Here is an 18,514-nt window from a genome sequence, read left to right as displayed (position 1 = left end):
GGTGCGGGCGGGCGACCGTGGCCGAGGCCACGGTCTGGGGGCGCTGCTGTCGTCTGCGGCGATGGCCAGCGCCTTCACGCATGCCGCGCTCGGCGCCGTCTTCGCCGGGTACCTCATCGAGCGGGTGGCCGGCCGCGTCACGTACGTCACGATCGTCGCGGGACTGTGCGTCGTGGGTGCGGCGATCCTCACCGCACGCCGCCGCGAGATCTCCGCCCTGCGGCTCGTCCCCACGACCCTGCTGGTGTTCCTGGGATGGCTCCTGGCGAGCGTCAGCTGGAGTCAGGATGCCGCGGGCACGATCGCCGGCTGGCTGGGGTTGTCGGGGCTCGCCTTCATCGCCGTCGTCATCGGGCACGTGCGCGACACGCTGCAGACCGCCCGCGCGCTCGGCGACGTCATGCGGGTGCTGCTCACCGTGTCACTCGGGCTCGAGATCCTCTCCGGCATCCTTCTCGACCTGCCGCTGCGCTTCCTCGGGATCGACGGTAACATCGCCATGCTCGGTCCCGTCCAGGGCATCTTCGGCACCCGCAACTCGCTCGGGTTCGTCGCGGTGCTCGCGCTCATCACCTTTCTCGTGGAGTACCGCACGATGTCGGTGCGCCCTGGAGTGTCGCTCTACTCCGCGGTGCTCGCCGGCTCGCTCGCCGCGCTCTCGGACTCCCCCACCGTGCTGGTGCTGGCCCTTGCCGTGGCCGCCGCGACCGGGGCGCTGGCCCTCGTGCGGCGCACCCGCAGCGACCACCGCCGCTCGGTGCAGTGGCTCTTCGGCGTCGCGCTGATCGTGGGGATCACCGTGGCATACCTGGCTCGGCATTCGATCATCGCGTGGATCGGCGCAGCGCGGGACTTCTCCACCCGCGCGGACCTGTGGGCGCAGATCGTCGTGTTCGTGCGCGCACGGCCCGTTCAGGGCTGGGGATGGAGCGGCACCTGGACCGATGAGTTCCCGTTCGGCACGATCAACTACATCCTGCGCGACTCCCACCGCTCAGCGCTCAGTGCCTACTTCGACGTGCTGCTGCAGGTCGGCTGGGTAGGGCTGGTGCTCTTCGGCGTGTTCGCCGGCCTGGCATTCGTGCGGGCGTGGCTCGTCGCCAGCGAACGCCGGTCGGTCCTCTACGCGTGGACGCCGCTCATCCTCGTGGCGCTGCTCGTCGAGTCGGTCTTCGAGAGCTTCGCCCTGGCCGGCTACGGCTGGCTCATGCTCGTGCTGTGCGCGGTGCGCGCCGGCCAGTCCCGGTCGTGGCGGGAGCGAATCGACGAGGCGTCGCAGGGGTCGGACCTGCCTCCGACGACGGACCTCCCGAGGGGTTTCCGAGGCGGGGCGGGGTAGGATCGACGCGCCATGCCCTCTGCTTCCGACGCCTCCACCTCCGCGCGATTCGACCCCGCGACGGCGACGATCGCCGTCGTCACCTACAACCGCTCGGGCCTGCTGACCCGGCTGTTGGAGAGCATCACGGCGATGGATCCCAAGCCGGGGCATCTGGTCATCGTCGACAACGCCTCGACGGACGACACGACCGAGGTGGTCGAGTCCTTCCGCGACCGCATCGGCACCGAGATCGTCTACCGCCGGCTCGACACCAACACCGGCGGCTCCGGCGGTTTCAGCGAGGGCATGCGCATCGCATACGAGCTGGGGTCGACGTGGATCTGGCTCATGGACGACGACGTCGAGGTCATGCCCGACGGGCTCGCGCGCATGGGCGCCTGGGCGCCGCGGTTCAAGTCCATCCAGGGGCGACGCTACGACTACGACGGCAGCGAGTTCTACTGGCAGTACCGCATCGCCGAGCCGCTGGCCATCCCGATCCCGTTCGCGCCCGCCGGGTTCGACGAATCCGGCTACAAGGAGATGAACTCCGGCTGCTTCGAGGGGATGTTCATCCACCGCGACATCGTCGCGCAGATCGGTCTGCCCGACCCCCGGTTCTTCATCTACTGGGACGACCAGATGTACGGCTGGCTCGCATCACGAAAGACCACCGCCGTCATCGTGGACGAGTTCGTGCTGCGCCGCACGCGTGAGATCAAACAGTGGGACATGGGCATCCGCCACATGAACGCGTCGAGCAACGCGTATCGCTACTACATCATGCGCAACCGCGGACACATGAAGCAGTACTACCGGGCTCTCGGGGTCTACAACCCCGTGCTCTTCGGGCTCGGGACGGCGCTGACGTTCGTCAAAGAGGTCATCCGGCTGCTGTTCGTCGAACGCACCGTGCGGGGCACCTCGAACCTCTTCCGCGGCATCCGCGACGGACGCAGGATCGCCAGGGATACCACCTGGCACCCCATGCCGTCGCTGACGGTCTCCGCCCCCACCGACCACTGACCTGAGGAGGCCCCTCGTGGCTCACGTGCTCCAGAACGTCATCTTCCCGCTCGACCGGGACCCGGATCTGCTCCCCCTCTACGTGGACCCCGAGACGTGGACGTCCATCGATGAGGAGCCCGTCCGCATCACGTCGAATGCGCAGCTCGCCAATGTCCTCGGGCGCCACCGCGGACGCATCGTCGCCGGCCGTCGGGTGTCGTTCGGCACGTACTTCAACGCGTTCCCCGCGTCGTACTGGCAGCACTGGACAGCGGTGCGCGACGTCACACTGACCGTGCACACCGAAGGTCGCGCGACCATCCTCGTCTACCGGTCCACCGGCGCGGGTGTGCGCCAGCGCATCGAGACCCGGGAGGTCAGCGGCACCGCGACGACGACGTTCGACCTGGTGCTGGATCAGTACAGCGACGGCGGCTGGATCTGGTTCGACATCGCCGCCGACGACACCGACGCGACGTTCGAGGGCGCCACGTGGTCCACTTCGCTCGCCCCCACCCGCGAGGGCAAGGCCTCAATCGGCATCACCACGTACAACAAGCCCGATTACTGCGTGGCCACGCTGCGCGATCTGTCCCAGGCCGGTGACCTGCTCGACCTGATCGACCGTGTCTTCCTGATCGACCAGGGCACCCAGCTCGTAGCCGAGGAGGAGGGCTATGCCGAGGTGGCCGGCGCCCTCGGTGAGACGCTGCAGGTGATCCGCCAGCCGAACCTCGGAGGATCCGGCGGCTTCGCGCGGGCCATGCTCGAGACGCTCGACCGTCCTGACAGCGACTTCGTGCAGCTCCTCGACGACGACGTGCGGATCGAGCCGGAGTCGATCCGTCGCTCGATCGTCTTCGGTCGTTACGCCTCGACGCCGACGATCGTCGGCGCCCACATGTTCGACCTGCTCGACCGCGCCAAGCTGCACGCATGGGCGGAAGTGGTCGACGACGAGCCGTTCATGTGGCGCACGCTGTACCAGGAGCGCATGCCCCACGATTTCTCGGTGGCGAACCTGCGTCAGTCCCCTACCCTCCACATGCGCTTGGATGCCGACTACAACGGCTGGTGGATGTGTCTGATCCCCGTCGAGGTCATCCGGGCGGTGGGGCTGTCCCTCCCCGCCTTCATCAAGTGGGACGATGCGGAGTTCTGCCTTCGCGCCCGCGACGCCGGATACCCGACCGTTTCGCTTCCGGGCGCTGCCCTGTGGCACGTGTCGTGGGTGGGCAAGGACGACTCGATCGACTGGCAGGCCTACTTCCATGCACGCAACCGCATCGTCGCGGCGCTGCTGCATTCATCGACGCCCTATGGCGGCACGCTCATCCGCCACAGCCGCCGCGTCGACCTCAAGCACCTGATGATGATGCAGTACTACCCCGTGGCGCTGCGGCACCGGGCCCTGCGTGATGTGCTGTCGGGTCCGGCGCACATGCAGGCGAACCTCGCGACGGCCATGCCGGAGGCGCGAGCGCTGGCTTCCGCGTTCCCCGAGACGGTCGTGCACAAGGACGATGGCATCCCACTGCGCTCGCGCAAGGGCCGCCAGGTGTTCAAATGGGCCCGCCGCCACGAGTTCGACAGCCCCACCGGTCTGCGACTGCGCTGGTTCACGCTGACGACCCTCGTCTCACACTGGCTCCACACCCCGAAGCCCGAGAACGTGTCGATGCCCGAGGTCGAGTTCGGCAAGGGCGACGCGCAGTGGTGGCGACTGCCGCTCTACGACAGCGCGCTCGTCAGCGCCGCCGGGGGCGGCGGCAAGAACATCTACACCCGGGACCGCGCGCGCTTCCGCCGGATGCTCCTCGAGACGGCGCGTCTGCATTGGCTTCTGCGCCGGCAGTGGCCGCGCCTGTCCCGGGAGTACCGCGCCGCACTGCAGCAGCTCACCTCCGAGCAGAGCTGGCGCCGCGTCTTCGAAGAGTCCTGAGCAGTCAGCGGGCCCCGGTGCCGTAGTCGGCTTCGTACCGCGCCAGCACCTCGGCGATCGGCGCGTCGAGCACGAGCTCGCCCTTGTCCAGGTAGAGGCCGCGCGTGCAGAAGCGGCGCAGGTCGCGCTCGTTGTGGCTGACGAAGAACAGCGTCCTCCCTTCCGAGAGCAGCTCATCGATGCGGCGGTAGCACTTCTCGCGGAACGCTTTGTCGCCTACCGCCAGCACCTCGTCGACGAGAAGGATCGGCTCCTCGAGCTGCGACACGACGGCGAACGCGAGACGCACTTTCATGCCGCTGGACAGATGCTTATAGGGAGTGTCGACGGCGTCTTCGAGCTCGGCGAACGCGATGATGTCGTCGAAGCGGCGGGCGATCTCGCCACGGGGCATCCCGTGCAATCCCGCCGCGAGTCGCACGTTCTCCCGCACGGTGAGATCGCCGACGAATCCACCGGTGATCTCGATGAGCGGCGCAACGCCGCCATTGACCCTCACGAAACCCTCGTCGGGCAGCATCACACCGGCCACGAGCTTGAGCAGCGTCGACTTGCCCTGCCCGTTGCGGCCCACCACGCCGATCGCCTCACCCGGGCGCACCGCGAAGGAGACGTTGCGCAGAGCCCAGAACTCACCCGCCTGAGCCCGTCGCGACACGCCGCCGAAGAGGTCCTTCACCGTGCGGCCGCCCCTCCGGCCGCGACGGAATCGCACACCGAGGTCCTCGACCTGGATCGCGTGCTCCGCGTCGATCTGTCGCATCACAGCTCCTTCAGGACCGCCGGTTCGAGCCGCCGGAACGTCAGCACACCCACGGCCAGGATCAGCAGCGTCACCACGACCGAGCCCACGACCGCCGAGGTCTCCCATTGGTCGGGGAAGAACCCGACCCGGTACATCGTGAAGATGCCGGCGAGGGGGTTGAACACAGCGATGTCCGAGAAGCCCGCGGGCAGGTCCTTGACACCGTAGATGATCGGCGACGCATAGAAGAGCGCCCGCAGCACCAGGCGAGTCGTGCGCTCCAGATCGGTCCACAGCACGCACAGCGGCGCAATGATCAGCCCCAGTCCGACCAGCAGCAGGAGCTGGAGCAGCACGGCGGCCGGGAACCACAGCAGCCCCCATCCCACGGGGGCACCGGTGAACAGCGCGAAGACGACGAGCACGGGGATCGAGCAGAGGAACTCGATGCCTTTGCTCAGCACGATGCGGTTGACCCAGATGGACCTCGGGATGGCGGTGGACCGCACCAGCCGGGAGTCCTTGTTGAACGCCCGGGTGAAATCCGACATCGCAGCGTTGAACCACACCCAGGGCAGCAGGGCCGTGATCAGGAAGACGATGTAGGGATCTTCGCCGACGCCTCGATTGAAGATCTGTGTGAAGACGAACCAGTAGATCGCGCTCATCACGAGCGGGTCGAGCACCGACCACAGGTATCCGAGCGCGCTGGTCGCATAACGCACCTTCAAGTCCCGGGCGGACAGCAGCCACAGGGAGTGCAGGTAACGCCGCGGGGAGCCGGGCGCACCGACAGTGGGGCTGGTCACGCTGTCGATCCTAGGGGCGGCACGTCAGGCGAGCTCGTTGTTCCACATCGACAGCGCGGCGCCGATGGCCATGTGCATGTCCAGGTACTGGTACGTGCCCAGGCGACCGCCGAAATGCACGTCGCGCTCCCCCTTGGCGAGCTCGCGGTACGCGAGCAGGCCGGCGCGGTCGGCGGCGGTGTTGACCGGGTAGTACGGCTCGTCCTCGCGCGTGGCGAACCGCGAGTACTCGCGCATGATGACCGTCTTGTCGGTCGGATAGCGGTCCGCGCGCTCGGGGTGGAAGTGCTTGAACTCGTGGATGCGCGTATACGGGACGTCCGCATCGGCGTAGTTCATCACCGGTGTGCCCTGGAAGTCAGCGACCTCGAGCACCTCCTCCTCGAAGTCCAGCGTGCGCCACGACAGCTCCCCTTCCGCGAAGTCGAAGTACCGATCGACCGGACCGGTGTAGACGATGGGCACCTGGCCCACCGTGGCCTTCTTGTTCAGCGGCTGGCCTTCGTCGAAGTAATCCACCCCGAGCTTGATGTCGATGTTGGGGTGGTCGGCCATGCGCTCCAGCCACCGGGTGTATCCGTCGACCGGGAGGCCCTCCCACGTGTCGCTGAAGTAGCGGTTGTCGTAGTTGTAGCGCACCGGCAGACGGCTGATGACCTCGGCGGGAAGACTCTTCGGGTCGGTCTGCCACTGCTTCGCGGTGTAGTCGCGGATGAACGCCTCGTACAGGGGCCGACCGATCAGGCCGATCGCGCGCTCCTCGAGGTTCTGTGCCTCCCGCGGGTCGAACTCGCCCGCCAGCTCGTGCACCACGGCACGCGCTTCATCCGGCGAGTACGCAGCCTGGAAGAACTGGTTGATCGTGCCGAGGTTGATCGGCAGCGGGAAGACGACGCCCTTGTGGTTGGTGTAGACCCGGTGTACGTAAGAGGTGAACTCCGTGAAGCGGTTGACGTACTCCCAGACCGTCGCATTGGACGTGTGGAAGAGGTGCGCGCCGTAGCGGTGGACCTCGATGCCGGTCGTCGCCTCGTCCTCGCTGTACGCGTTGCCGCCGATGTGATGACGGCGATCGATGACGGTGACCTTGCGACCGTGGGCGGCCGCACGCTCGGCGATCGTGAGACCGAAGAAGCCGGAGCCGACGATGAGAAGATCCATACAGGGGGTACTTTCGCTCGAGCGCACGAAGCGCGCACATGTACGCTCCACTGTATCTGCGAGAGCCTGAGCACAATGTCAGGCGATGGTTCCTATGCTGGGTACGGTGACCGTCGATATCATGCTCCCCTTCTGGGGTGAGCCGGAGCTGCTGTTCGCGACAGTGGCATCCGTTCGCGCGCAGAACGACCCGGAGTGGCGCCTGACGGTCCTCGACGACGGCTACCCCGATGCCCGCGTCGCCGAGCATTTCCGGTCGATCGACGACGCCCGCATCCAGTACGTCCGCCGTGAGCACAATGCCGGCATCGTCGAGAACTTCCGCGCCAGTGTGGCTCGCGCAACCGCCGAGTACCTCACGGTGCTGGGCAGCGACGACCTGCTGCATCCCGACTACGTGTCCCATATCCATGCCACCGTCGAGCGTCATCCCGGCGTCGACGTCATCCAGCCGGGCGTGGTCGTCATCGACGCCCTGGGCCGACGCCACACCCCCCTCGTCGACCGCGTCAAGCACGCCCTCGCCCCCCGCACCGCCCACGGCGACGTGACGATGCACGGCGAGCACCTGGCGACGAGCCTGGTGCGTGGTGATTGGCTCTACTGGCCCTCGCTCGCTTTCAAGACCGCATCGATCCAAGCCCACGACTTCCGCGACGACCTGCCGATCATCCTCGACCTGGCGATCCTGCTGGACCTCGTCTTCGAAGGCGCCACGCTGGTGGCCACGGCGGACGAGGTGTTCAGCTACCGCCGTCACCGGGCGAGCGCGTCACAGACATCACTGCTGGACGGTCGCCGCTTCGAGGACGAGCGGCGGTTCTACCAGGAGGTGGCCGAGCGCGCGGGTGCGGCGCGCTGGGTCTCCACCGAGCGCGCGGCGCGTCGACGCGTGCTGTCTCGACTGCATGCCCTCGCGGAGCTGCCGCACGTCGTGCGACATGGCACGGCCGCCGGGCGCGCGGCCGCCCTGCGGCACATCTTCCGCTGACTAGCGGCGCAATGCCTCGCGCCAGGCGCGCAGCAGCATCCATCGCGCACGGAGGACCGCTGCGAGTCCCCGTGGTCGCGACGGAGAGGTGTTGTCGGCGTGCAGCCGCCGCCGGATGGTCGGCTGTTCGATGTGCACGAGCAGCCCCTGCGCGTTGCCGAACGTCGCCAGCCACAGATCATGGGACTCGGTGAGGAACGAGGGGAAGGGCAGCACCCGGTCGACGACGTCACGGCGCACCGCCATGGCACAGCCGAAGTAGGGCGCGACACCCGCCAGGATGCGCAGCTCATTGCGCAGCCGCTGCCGGGAACGCCGGGCGGACAGGCGCCACGGCACGCGCCGGATCGGCGAGCGCAGCGGCGCGTCCGAGCCCAGCAGCACGAGATTGGATGCCGCGACGGCCCCCTCCTGCAGGGCGCGCACGAAAAGCGCGCGCCTGCCGGGGATCCACACGTCGTCCTGATCGGCGAGCATGACGATGTCACCGCCGGCCAGCCGCATCGCCTCCTCGAAGGTGCGCACGTATCCGTGATTGACCGCGCGCGGATGCAGCGTGATGCGAGGATCCGCGATGCGGCGGATGACGTCGACGGTATCGTCCCGCGACGCGTCGTCGACGATGACGAGTTCGTCCTGGGGCTCGAGTTCAGTGAGGATCGAGCGGATCTGCTCCCCGACGAACGCCGCACCGTTGTAGGTCGCCATGCACACGCTGACCCGAACCTCGTTCACGAGGGCACCTCCTGCAGCCCGCGCAGCTCCCGCAGCAGCACGACGATCTGGTACGACGCCACGCACAGCTCCGAAACCGCCACAGCCCAGGCGACCAGCGGGACGGACCCGGCCGCTGCGAAGGCGAGGATCAGGGGCGCACCGACGCCCGCGCCGATCACCGTGGACACCGCCAGCGCCCGCACCCGGCCCACGACGACGAGGCAGGCGTAGCCGACCACGGCGGAGGTGCCGACGCCGACGAAGGCGATCCCCAGAGGCAACGAGATGGAGAAGGGCACCTCGAGTGTGCCGCCCGAGAGCAGCCTCGACGCGAACGGCGACAGCGTCGCGACGAGGATGCCGGCGCTCACCCCGATCGTGACCGCCGCCCCCGTCGCGGCACGGGCACGGCGCACCAGATCGGCCTGCGGGTCGGGCACCCAGCCCTGGAAGAACTGCTGGATGGGGAGGAAGGCGATCGAGGCGTACTTGAACAGCCGATCCGCCATGGCGTAGACCGGCAGCAGCGCCGGCACGAAGATCTGCACGGCGACCGCGGGCAGGGTGACATACAGCGTGCTGGTGGCGGTGGCCGTCACGGCGTGCCGCTGCTCGGCGAGTACCACGCGCAACGGACGCCGACTGCCGGCATCGGCCACCGCTGCGGTGCCGCGCAGGGCGGCGCGCGCGTCGAGCGTGACGGCCACGACGTAGCCGAGACCCTGGCCGACGAGGAACGCCCACATCTGGCCGGTGAGGAGGGCGCCCGCGACCCCCACCACCGTTCCGCACATGGTGGGCACCGTGTCGCACAGGAAGAGGCGCATCGGACGCGCCTGACCGGTGAAGTACCAGCTCGCGCCGAGGTGGGGAAGCAAGTACACCACGGCGCCGAGCACCGACGTCAGCACCTCGCCGCGCGTCAGCAGCAGCAGCACGAGCGCCGCCGACGGCACGGCGACGGCGTAGAGCTGAAGGCGCACCCGGAGTGATTCGCGATACAGCCGAGGCTGTCCGTCGGCCGGAGTGGACGCGACCATGGCGGCCCCGGTGGCACCCCACCCGAAGGCGACCAGCACTCCCCCCAGCTGCCCCACGATCTGCACCAGGACGAGGATCCCCCACGACTCCGGTCCCAGGGCAGGCACCAGCAGCGGCATCGCGAGGATGCCGAGCAGGCTCGCGGCGCCCACCGAGAGCGAGAACCCGCTGATACGTCCCACCACCGCCGCGAACGGCCGCGCCCTCATTCCGCCCCACCTTCCGGACGCAGCGGCGCATTCCAGCGGACGGCCGCCGCGATGGGCGCCAGCGCGGCCGGCATCCGGCCCATGCGCCCACGGACCGCGGCCACGACCGCGGCGCGATACACCCGCCACAGCGCCCGCCGGGGCTGGGCCACGACGAGCGCGTTCGCGAAATGGAGCCCGTCCAGCACGGTGTCGCGGAGGATCTGAGCCGGGGCCGTGCCGAAGTGCTCCCTGTTGAGCACCAGCCGATTGCGGACCCGGTAGAAGTAGCGGAACGGCGTGCTGAGGGTCACCTCCGGAGGAATGCCGGGCAGCCGCACGGGGCGCCCGAAGATCAGCCGCTCGTATTTCGCGCCCAGCGCGTGCCCGAGCCTCAGACCCTCGACTGCTGCCACGCGGTAGCCGGCGGCACGCAGCCGAAGCTCGAACTCGGTGTCCACCAGGTCGATGAAGAAGTCCTCGCGCAGACCCCCCACGGCTTCGAACGTGCTGAGGGGCACGAGCATGCCGGACTGGATCACGTTGGCGGCATCCGAGATCCCGTCGCGCATCGGTCCGCGAGCCTGGCGCACGGCGGCGAAGAACTCCGGGACCAGTGCGCCGATCACGCCGTCAGCGGCACGCGCCGCCCCCTCCGCCAGCGCGGACACGAAGCCGTCCGGCACCACCGAATCCTGGTCGAGCGTCACCACGTGGGTGGCGCCGTGAGAACGGGCGACGTCGACTCCGCGGTTCAATGCGGCGGCGATTCCTCGGTTCGTCGGGAACACCACGACCTCGGCGCCCAGGTGCGAGAGGCGGTCGAGGACCGGCGCGGCGGTCGGGCCGGAGCCGTCGTCGACCACGACGACACCGTCGACCTGCGGACGGACCGAGGACACAGCCCGCTCGGCCTGATCACCAGGGCGGAAGGTCGATACCACCGCCCACACCGACGGCGCGCTCATGCGCACCCGCCGGGGTGAGCACGCCGTGCGTGCGGGTTCGGACGAACGAGGGCGTCACGTGACAGGGGCATGGCCCACCTAGACTATCCTCACTCGCTGTGCCGCCGGTCGGCGGGGGAAGGCGAGATGGATGGATCCGCGAGGCGCGATCGTGCTGGCCGCATATCGGCCCGACGAGGAGCTTTTCCGCCGGCAGTTGCGGTCCCTGCAGGCACAGACCGTGACCTCCTGGGAGTGCATCGTCTCCGTCGACGGTGACCGTGAACCCGTCGAGACCCTCGTCCGCGACGCCACCGGCGACGACCCCCGCTTCCATGTCATCGGCGACGGTTCGCGACGCGGTTTCTACGGCAATTTCGAGCGCGGGCTGAGGGCGGTGCCGGCCGACGCGGCCTGGGTCGCGCTGTGCGATCAGGACGACCGGTGGGATGCCGACAAGCTGGCCGTGCTGCTCCCGCATCTCAGCGACGTCTCAATGGTGTCGGGCCAGGCGCGGATCACCACCTACCCCGAGGAATCGGTGTCGGGCCGCACGGAACGGATCGACGCGGACGCAGCGACCATCGTGCTGTCCAACCAATTCACGGGATCCCTCTGCGTGTTCGACCGTGAGATCCTCGCCACCGCGCTGCCGTTCCCGCACGTACACACGCGCGTGGCGACGCATGACCACTGGCTCGCCGTCGTCGCCGGGGCCTATCGCGGTACCAAGGTCACCGATCGGATCGTGCAGGACTACGTGCAGCATTCCGCCAACGTCTACGGCGACCCGAGCGCACTGCGAAGCTCCGGTGTGGCGGCCTCAGTGAGAAACGTGCTGTCCCAGGCCCGCCGCTACGAGGGGTCCGCCTCTCCCGCCGCAGTCGCCCGCATGACCTTCTGGACCTACGTCGGGTGGCGGCAGCTCATGGTGGACACACTCCGACTGCGAACCGGCGCCGTCGATCCGCGGTTGGACGCCCTCTTCGGGACGGGTCGACGACACCGTGCACTGACGCGGTTCCTGCGCCTTGCCGTGCAGACGCAGACCGTCCCTCGGCGCTTCGCCCTCGAGTACCGTGCCAGCTGGTGGGCGGGCGCGGTCACGGCTGGACGGCGCCGAGCCCGGGCTGCAGCGTCCGCTCAGTCGGGGGTCGCGCCTTCCTGACCGCCATCGAGGGCGTCGACGCGCGTGGCCAGCATCTCCACCTGCGTGCGCAGGATCGCCGACTCCTCGGCGAGCTTGCGGACCTCGTCCTCAGCCGCGCTGAGCTCCCACGACAGGTGCAGCGCGACGCCGAGCAGAAGCAGGATGGCCATGGCGAACAGCAGGTTCGAGGGCACGAGCACGCCCGAGAAGCGCGCCAGGCCCTCGAGCAGCCCCGGGAACAGCCCGATGATCAGTACGGCGAGCGCGATCACCAGCCAGAGCACGGCGTACTTCTCACGCAGCCGGCGCGTCAGCAGCATCCACATGACGAACACGAGAATGAGCAGCGCGAGGCCGATCCCGGCGATGACGATCATATGGGGCTCTCCTCTCCGGGGCGCCGTACCGCGCGACGCATGAGCGCCAACGTCAGCGCGAAGCTCGAACGCAGCAGGTACACGGTCGCGCCGAGCGGACCCTGGCTCGGACGGCCGAACGCCCGCGGACGCATCGCCACCGGGACCTGCGTGACGGTCAGGCCGGCATGCACGGCGGCGACCAGCGAATCCAGGGTGTCCCCGAGATACTCCTCCGGGTAGTAGCGCACGTATTGATCGATCGCGCGCGCGTTCGCCGCCCGGAACCCGCTCGTGACGTCGGTGAGGCGGGTGCCCGCGACGCGCGAGACGACCTTCGCCAGGACGACCATGGCCCACCGGCGGGGACCGCGCACCGAGTAGTCCCCCACTTCGGCGAAGCGCGCACCGATGGCGATGTCGGCACGGCTCAGGCCGGCGAGGACTCTGCCGATGTCGGCGGGGTCGTGCTGACCGTCGGCGTCGACCTGGATCGCGCGTCCGTAGCCCAAGCGCTGCGCGTAGGCGAAGCCGGTGCGCATCGCACCGCCGACCCCCAGGTTGAACGGGAGCGAGAGCACGACCGCGCCGGCGGCGCGTGCGACGGCGGCGGTCTCGTCCGTCGAGCCGTCATCGATCACGACGACGTCGAATTGCGGACCGGTGTCTTTGATCTCGCGCACCGTCGCTCCGACGTTGCGCTCCTCGTTCCACGCCGGCACGAGGACCAGCACACGGTCGGCGTTCGTGGGTTCTGTCATTCGCAAAGGCCTTTCACGGTCACCCACGCCCGCAGGCGATGACCTCAAAGAGTTTGGCATCCCCCTGCTGATCCACCAGACGCACCGCCGGGGACGACGCGAGATCGGTCAGCCCGGGGAGCGCATTGTCGCCGCCGTGCACCTCGCGCGAGCCGAAGTCGAGCACGTACCCCACGTCGAGCGCGTCGACGGCCGCGCAGACGGTCGGATCGGTCGCGGCGTCACGCAGAGCGTCGTTGACTTCGGCCATCTCCTCCGAGACGTCCATGAGGATGTGCGGCATGAGCACATCGCGGCCGCTGTAGGCGTAGGCGAGTCCTGCACCGGTGTACGGGTTGCCGGCGATGACGTCACCTTCGGGCACGTGCTCGTCGAGACGCTCGAGCAGCGCTGCCTCGTCGGCGCTGAGCAGCAGCGCGTCCGGCCCCATGTCGAAGCTGTCGTGAGCCTGCTGCACGGCGGCCTGCAGCGCGGGCTGCGCAGCGGCCACCAGCAGGAGCGCAGCGGCGGTGCCGAGGACGGCCCGTCCGCGAGAGGACAGCTGCAGGCGTCGCGACATCCATCGGGCGGTGCGCGCGTAGCCGAACGCCGCGAGCGGCGCGAGCGCGATGGCCGCCAACGCCGCCAGACGTGGCCAGTTGTTGTACCAGCTCCCGGTCAGCGCGTCTCGCAGGTTGCCCCACGGCGAAGAGGTCACGACGAGGAAGAGGACGATTCCGATCAGCCACATTCCGACGAGCACGAGGCTCGTGCGCGAGCGCTCGACGACCGCCCACAGCAGCCCGAGGACCACCCCCACCGCCGCGACCACGGCCGGTACCGGGTAGTAGAGCGTCACCGTCAGCGCCTCCCCCAGTGCGGAGAGCGGATCGGTCACCGTCGGCCACTGCCGAGTGGGAAGAGGGGGCCGCAGCAACTTCAGCAACAGGAGTCCGACACCCGCGTAAGCGAAGAACCCCAGGACGACGAGGATCCGCCGGCCCGCGGATGCCGCGCTCGCCCATGCCCGCCAGGCGAAGACCAGAGCCAGGGGAACCGAGAGCGCCAGCCAGGCGACGAACCCCCCGGGGTGGGCCAGCGCGACACCGGGGACGATCCCCGCGACGACGAGCGCCCACCAGCCCGGCGCGAGGCTCCCGCCGACACCGACGCCCAGAAGTCGCGCCGTCGCTGCGAGAGCGGCCGGCACCAGAGACAGAGCCAGCTGGTACGGGTACAGCACCCCGTAGTCCATGGGCAGGAACGGGAACGCGGGTACCGCGACAGCCGCGATCGCGGCACTGACGGTGACCGACAGGCCCGGCCCGGCCAGCGTGCGGGCGAGGAGCATGATCCCGGCCGGCCACACGACCGCCGCGATCAGGAGCGTCTGAGCGGTGACCACGACGGGGATGGAGGCGCCAGACAGCTGCACGACGAGAGCCGCCGTGGCGTGCCAGGCGGCGGGATAGAAGGGAACGCCGCCTCCCGGGCTCGTCATCTGACCGATCTGCAACGCGGAAGCGGTCCCCTCATCGAGGATGTAGCGGATGGCGTTGAGGTGGAAGACGTTGTCGAAGGTCTGCGAGATCGCATCCGGCGCCCCCACGAGCTGCATGACCCGCAGCGCGATCACGGTCGCCGCCGCTGCCAGCGCGACGAACGTCCATACGCCCCGAGGCCCGGGGGACGCTGCGGCGTCGCGGCCGAAGGGGCGGCGGCCCGAGCGACGCGCCAGCACGACGCGCAGCAGCACGACAGCGACCGCGATCAGTCCCGCGCAGAGGATGACGGGCACGACCGTCCATCGCAGTCCCACCATCGGGGCGAGTGTGCTCGCTACCCCGATCGCCGTCGTGGTGAAGGCGGGGGCCACCCCCACCGACCAGAGGCCACGCAGACCGATGATGCGTGCAAGGCCGACGCCGACCACCGCGTACAAGAGGAAGAGCACGAGCATCGAGCTCAGCAACTGGATCACCACTGCGGAGGGATGCCTTTCTCTTCATGCCGGGGACGCTCCAGGCTAACGCGGCCTCATGAGGCTCTCCTGTCAGCGGGTCCGGGCGTGTGTGACACGATGGACGGATGAAGGGCATCATCCTGGCCGGCGGGTCCGGCACGCGGCTGCACCCGATCACCCTCGGCGTCTCCAAGCAGCTGATCCCGGTGTACGACAAGCCGATGGTCTACTACCCGCTGTCGACCCTCATGCTGGCGGGCATCGACGAGATCCTCATCATCACCACTCCGCATGACGCACCGTTCTTCGAGCGTCTCCTGGGCGACGGGTCGCAGTTCGGCATCTCCCTGTCGTTTGCTCAGCAGCCGTCGCCGGACGGACTGGCGCAGGCCTTCACCATCGGCGCCGACTTCATCGGCGACGACAAGGTGGCCCTCGTCCTCGGCGACAACCTCCTCTATGGACCCGGCCTCGGCTCGCAGCTGAAGCGCTACGCCGATGTCGAGGGTGGCGCTGTCTTCGCCTACTGGGTGGCGGAGCCCTCTGCCTACGGCGTGGTGGAGTTCGACGACGCCGGCGTCGCGGTGTCGCTCGAGGAGAAGCCCGCCCACCCCAAGAGCAACTACGCCGTTCCCGGACTGTACTTCTACGACAACGACGTCGTCGAGATCGCCCGCAATCTGTCGCCCTCACCGCGCGGTGAGTACGAGATCACCGACGTCAACCGTGCGTACCTCGAGCGCGGCAGGCTGCAGGTGGAAGTCCTCCCTCGCGGTACCGCGTGGCTCGACACCGGGACGTTCGACCAGATGACGGACGCCGCCGAGTACGTCCGCACGATCCAGCGACGCACCGGGCTGTCGATCGGCGTGCCCGAAGAGGTGGCGTGGCGGCAGGGATTCCTCTCCGACGCGCAGCTGCGTGAGCGTGCGGAGAAGCTGGTGAAGTCCGGGTACGGCACGTACCTGCTGGAGACGTTGGAGAGAGGCCACTGATGTCGAAGCTGCTCGTGACCGGCGGTGCCGGCTTCATCGGTTCCAATTTCGTGCACCACGTCGTGGAGCACACCGACCACCACGTGACGGTGCTCGACAAGCTCACGTACGCGGGCAACCGCGCGTCGCTCGCGGGCCTGCCGGAGGACCGCGTGCGGTTCGTGCAGGGCGACATCGCTGACGCTCCCCTCGTGGACGAGCTGTTCGCCGACACGGATGCCGTCGTGCACTACGCCGCCGAGTCACACAACGACAACTCGCTGCACGACCCGCGGCCGTTCCTGGACACCAACATCGTGGGCACCTACACGCTGCTCGAGGCCGCCCGCAAGCACGACGTGCGCTTCCACCACATCTCCACCGACGAGGTATACGGCGACCTGGAGCTCGACGACCCCGCACGGTTCACCGAGTCGACGCCCTACAACCCGTCGTCGCCGTATTCCTCCACCAAGGCCGGCAGCGACCTGCTCGTGCGCGCGTGGGTGCGCTCTTTCGGCGTCCAGGCCACGATAAGCAACTGCTCCAACAACTACGGGCCCTACCAGCACGTGGAGAAGTTCATCCCGCGCCAGATCACGAATGTGATCCGCGGCATCCGTCCCAAGCTCTACGGCAACGGCGAGAACGTGCGCGACTGGATCCACGCAGACGACCATTCCTCCGCGGTGCTGACGATCCTCGACAAGGGCGTCATCGGCGAGACCTATCTCATCGGCGCCGACGGCGAGAAGGACAACAAGACGGTCATCGAGCTCATCCTCCAGCTGATGGGCCAGCCTGCGGACGCCTACGACCACGTCACCGACCGCGCCGGCCACGACCTGCGCTACGCCATCGACTCGACCAAGCTGCGCACCGAGCTCGGCTGGACTCCCCGGTTCCAGGACTTCGAGGCCGGATTGGCCGCGACCATCGACTGGTACCGGGAGAACGAGGACTGGTGGGCACCGGCCAAGGACGGCGTCGAGGCGTTCTACGCGGCGAAGGGTCAGTGAGCGTGACGGAGTACGGCAAGGCCCTGCAGCCGACCGAGACCGGCATCCCGGGCCTCGTCGTCTGGGATCTGCCGGTGCACGGCGACAATCGCGGCTGGTTCAAGGAGAACTGGCAGCGCGAGAAGATGACCGCCGCCGGTCTGCCCGACTTCGGCCCGGTGCAGAACAACATCTCGTTCAACGACGCCGTCGGCACGACGCGCGGCATCCACGCCGAGCCGTGGGACAAATGGGTGTCGGTCGCGACCGGTCGCATCTTCGGCGCGTGGGTGGACCTCCGCGAAGGACCCACGTTCGGCGCGGTCTACACCGCCGAGCTCGACCCGTCGAAGGCGATCTTCGTCCCGCGCGGCGTCGGCAACTCCTACCAGACGCTCGAGCCCGACACCGCGTACACGTACCTCGTCAACGACCACTGGTCCCCCGACGCGCAGTACACGTTCCTGAACCTGGCCGATGAGACAGCCGCGATCGCCTGGCCGATCCCGCTCGACCAGGCGGAGCTCTCGGCGAAGGACGCCGCACACCCGCGCCTGGCCGATGTCACCCCCGTGCCGCCGAAGAAGCTCCTCGTCCTCGGCGCAGCCGGCCAGCTCGGCCGGGCGCTGCGGGCCGAATACGGCGACGCGTCGCACATCGAGTACGCCGACCGCGCGGAGCTCGACCTGACGGCCCCGGGGCTGGAGTCCGCGCGCCGCTGGCGGGAGTACGACACCGTCATCAACGCCGCGGCCTACACCGCCGTCGATCTCGCCGAGACGGCGGAGGGCCGGGCGGATGCCTGGGCGGCGAACGTCACCGGCGTGGGCGCTCTCGCCAGAGTCGCGGCCGCCAACGGCATCACGCTCGTCCACGTGTCCAGCGACTACGTCTTCGACGGCACCAAGGCGAGCGGTTACACCGAGGACGACGCGATCGCACCGCTCGGGGTCTACGGACAGACGAAGGCCGCCGGCGACGCGCTCGTGGCGACGGTCCCCCGGCACTACATCGTCCGGACGAGCTGGGTCATCGGCGAGGGCGGCAACTTCGTGCGCACGATGGCGTCGCTGGCCGGTCGCGGCATCGACCCGAAGGTCGTCGACGACCAGGTGGGACGGCTCACCTTCACCGATGACATCGCTCGCGGCATCCGCCACCTGCTATCGGTGCATGCGCCTTACGGCGTCTACAACCTCACCGGCGGCGGAGCCGCCGAGTCGTGGGCGGACATCGCTCGGCGGGTGTTCGAGATCACCGGCAACGATCCCGCCCGCGTGACGCCGGTCAGCACGGAGGAGTACTTCCGCAGCGCCACCGGCCCCGTGGCTCCCCGGCCGCGCAACAGCGAGCTGGAACTGACGAAGATCGAGCGGGCCGGATTCACGCCGACCGATGCCGGCGAGGCGCTCGTCCGCTACCTCCGCGGCTGACAGCCCGGCTCGACGGACGGCCTTCCGCCG

The 18,514-nt window shown here is 68.9% G+C and carries 17 protein-coding genes; 8 read left to right on the top strand and 9 right to left on the bottom strand.

Translation table 11 applies throughout. From position 1 onward, the window contains the following. The 3 genes from NQ160_RS00785 to NQ160_RS00775 form a co-directional block, all read left to right on the top strand. Positions 1 to 1,339: O-antigen ligase family protein (locus NQ160_RS00785; RefSeq protein ID WP_306851920.1), on the top strand; the 1,339-nt coding region annotated here is incomplete at its 5' end. A 12-nt stretch (positions 1,340 to 1,351) separates the two neighbouring features. After that, entirely contained in the window at positions 1,352 to 2,347 is a 996-nt protein-coding gene (locus NQ160_RS00780) for a glycosyltransferase family 2 protein (protein WP_257513319.1), read from the top strand. 16 nt (positions 2,348 to 2,363) lie between these two features. Further along, the gene (locus tag NQ160_RS00775; protein ID WP_257513318.1) at positions 2,364 to 4,271 is read left to right on the top strand and encodes a glycosyltransferase; all 1,908 of its coding nucleotides are present in this window, start codon (positions 2,364 to 2,366) and stop codon (positions 4,269 to 4,271) included. Between the two features lie 4 nt (positions 4,272 to 4,275). Here the strand turns inward: NQ160_RS00775 and NQ160_RS00770 are convergent, their stop codons facing one another. The 3 genes from NQ160_RS00770 to glf are packed head-to-tail and all read right to left on the bottom strand — an operon-like array spanning position 4,276 to position 6,986. Then, on the bottom strand, positions 4,276 to 5,034 hold the full coding sequence (locus NQ160_RS00770) for an ABC transporter ATP-binding protein (protein ID WP_257513317.1): 759 nt from the start codon (positions 5,032 to 5,034) through the stop codon (positions 4,276 to 4,278). Beyond that, positions 5,034 to 5,825 (bottom strand): ABC transporter permease, encoded by a 792-nt coding sequence (locus tag NQ160_RS00765; protein WP_257513316.1) that lies wholly within the window; start codon positions 5,823 to 5,825, stop codon positions 5,034 to 5,036. The genes NQ160_RS00770 and NQ160_RS00765 overlap by 1 nt, the downstream gene beginning before the upstream one ends. Before the next feature lie 24 nt (positions 5,826 to 5,849). Further along, a complete protein-coding gene (glf, locus tag NQ160_RS00760) occupies positions 5,850 to 6,986 on the bottom strand; it encodes a UDP-galactopyranose mutase (RefSeq protein ID WP_257513315.1) in 1,137 nt (378 codons plus the stop codon). A gap of 106 nt (positions 6,987 to 7,092) precedes the next feature. On the opposite strand from glf, the gene NQ160_RS00755 reads away from it, so the two are divergent. After that, a complete protein-coding gene (locus tag NQ160_RS00755; RefSeq protein WP_257513314.1) occupies positions 7,093 to 7,977 on the top strand; it encodes a glycosyltransferase in 885 nt (294 codons plus the stop codon). Here NQ160_RS00755 and NQ160_RS00750 read toward each other — a convergent pair whose 3' ends face one another. The 3 genes from NQ160_RS00750 to NQ160_RS00740 are packed head-to-tail and all read right to left on the bottom strand — an operon-like array spanning position 7,978 to position 10,891. Further along, a complete protein-coding gene (locus NQ160_RS00750) occupies positions 7,978 to 8,712 on the bottom strand; it encodes a glycosyltransferase (RefSeq protein ID WP_257513313.1) in 735 nt (244 codons plus the stop codon). Continuing rightward, positions 8,709 to 9,944, bottom strand: a complete 1,236-nt coding sequence (locus tag NQ160_RS00745; RefSeq protein ID WP_257513312.1) for a lipopolysaccharide biosynthesis protein — start codon at positions 9,942 to 9,944, stop codon at positions 8,709 to 8,711. Before NQ160_RS00745 ends, NQ160_RS00750 begins: the two co-directional genes overlap by 4 nt. Then, positions 9,941 to 10,891, bottom strand: coding sequence for a glycosyltransferase (locus NQ160_RS00740; protein ID WP_257513311.1), 951 nt, complete (start codon positions 10,889 to 10,891; stop codon positions 9,941 to 9,943). Before NQ160_RS00740 ends, NQ160_RS00745 begins: the two co-directional genes overlap by 4 nt. 130 nt (positions 10,892 to 11,021) lie before the next feature. Between NQ160_RS00740 and NQ160_RS00735 the strand changes: the two genes are divergently transcribed. Beyond that, positions 11,022 to 12,038 carry a glycosyltransferase gene (locus NQ160_RS00735; RefSeq protein WP_257513310.1) on the top strand — a complete coding sequence of 339 codons (1,017 nt, stop codon included), beginning with the start codon at positions 11,022 to 11,024 and terminating at the stop codon, positions 12,036 to 12,038. Here NQ160_RS00735 and NQ160_RS00730 read toward each other — a convergent pair. The 3 genes from NQ160_RS00730 to NQ160_RS00720 are packed head-to-tail and all read right to left on the bottom strand — an operon-like array spanning position 12,014 to position 15,100. Further along, positions 12,014 to 12,397, bottom strand: coding sequence for a DUF2304 domain-containing protein (locus NQ160_RS00730; RefSeq protein WP_257513309.1), 384 nt, complete (start codon positions 12,395 to 12,397; stop codon positions 12,014 to 12,016). The genes NQ160_RS00735 and NQ160_RS00730 overlap by 25 nt on opposite strands. Continuing rightward, positions 12,394 to 13,137 (bottom strand): glycosyltransferase family 2 protein, encoded by a 744-nt coding sequence (locus tag NQ160_RS00725; RefSeq protein ID WP_257513308.1) that lies wholly within the window; start codon positions 13,135 to 13,137, stop codon positions 12,394 to 12,396. The genes NQ160_RS00730 and NQ160_RS00725 overlap by 4 nt, the downstream gene beginning before the upstream one ends. 19 nt (positions 13,138 to 13,156) lie before the next feature. Further along, positions 13,157 to 15,100 (bottom strand): DUF6541 family protein, encoded by a 1,944-nt coding sequence (locus NQ160_RS00720; RefSeq protein WP_257513307.1) that lies wholly within the window; start codon positions 15,098 to 15,100, stop codon positions 13,157 to 13,159. Between the two features lie 104 nt (positions 15,101 to 15,204). Between NQ160_RS00720 and rfbA the strand changes: the two genes are divergently transcribed. Genes rfbA through rfbD form a run of 3 tightly spaced genes read left to right on the top strand, consistent with a single transcriptional unit; the run spans position 15,205 to position 18,484 of the window. Then, positions 15,205 to 16,074, top strand: a complete 870-nt coding sequence (gene rfbA, locus NQ160_RS00715) for a glucose-1-phosphate thymidylyltransferase RfbA (RefSeq protein WP_257513306.1) — start codon at positions 15,205 to 15,207, stop codon at positions 16,072 to 16,074. Next, entirely contained in the window at positions 16,074 to 17,072 is a 999-nt protein-coding gene (gene rfbB, locus NQ160_RS00710; RefSeq protein WP_257513305.1) for a dTDP-glucose 4,6-dehydratase, read from the top strand. Before rfbA ends, rfbB begins: the two co-directional genes overlap by 1 nt. Continuing rightward, positions 17,069 to 18,484 (top strand): dTDP-4-dehydrorhamnose reductase, encoded by a 1,416-nt coding sequence (gene rfbD / locus NQ160_RS00705; RefSeq protein WP_257513304.1) that lies wholly within the window; start codon positions 17,069 to 17,071, stop codon positions 18,482 to 18,484. The genes rfbB and rfbD overlap by 4 nt, the downstream gene beginning before the upstream one ends. Positions 18,485 to 18,514: the final 30 nt, after the last annotated feature.

The sequence above is a fragment of the Microbacterium sp. zg.Y909 genome (assembly GCF_024626565.1).
This window is presented reverse-complemented; position numbering and strand designations above follow the sequence as displayed.

Coding starts and splice junctions, on each gene's coding strand:
- NQ160_RS00780 (WP_257513319.1), top strand. CDS start 1,352: ATGCCCTCTGCTTCCGACGCCTCCACCTCCGCGCGATTCGACCCCGCG.
- NQ160_RS00770 (WP_257513317.1), bottom strand. CDS start 5,034: ATGCGACAGATCGACGCGGAGCACGCGATCCAGGTCGAGGACCTCGGT.
- glf (WP_257513315.1), bottom strand. CDS start 6,986: ATGGATCTTCTCATCGTCGGCTCCGGCTTCTTCGGTCTCACGATCGCC.
- NQ160_RS00745 (WP_257513312.1), bottom strand. CDS start 9,944: ATGAGGGCGCGGCCGTTCGCGGCGGTGGTGGGACGTATCAGCGGGTTC.
- NQ160_RS00740 (WP_257513311.1), bottom strand. CDS start 10,891: ATGAGCGCGCCGTCGGTGTGGGCGGTGGTATCGACCTTCCGCCCTGGT.
- NQ160_RS00735 (WP_257513310.1), top strand. CDS start 11,022: ATGGATCCGCGAGGCGCGATCGTGCTGGCCGCATATCGGCCCGACGAG.
- NQ160_RS00730 (WP_257513309.1), bottom strand. CDS start 12,397: ATGATCGTCATCGCCGGGATCGGCCTCGCGCTGCTCATTCTCGTGTTC.
- NQ160_RS00725 (WP_257513308.1), bottom strand. CDS start 13,137: ATGACAGAACCCACGAACGCCGACCGTGTGCTGGTCCTCGTGCCGGCG.
- rfbA (WP_257513306.1), top strand. CDS start 15,205: ATGAAGGGCATCATCCTGGCCGGCGGGTCCGGCACGCGGCTGCACCCG.
- rfbB (WP_257513305.1), top strand. CDS start 16,074: ATGTCGAAGCTGCTCGTGACCGGCGGTGCCGGCTTCATCGGTTCCAAT.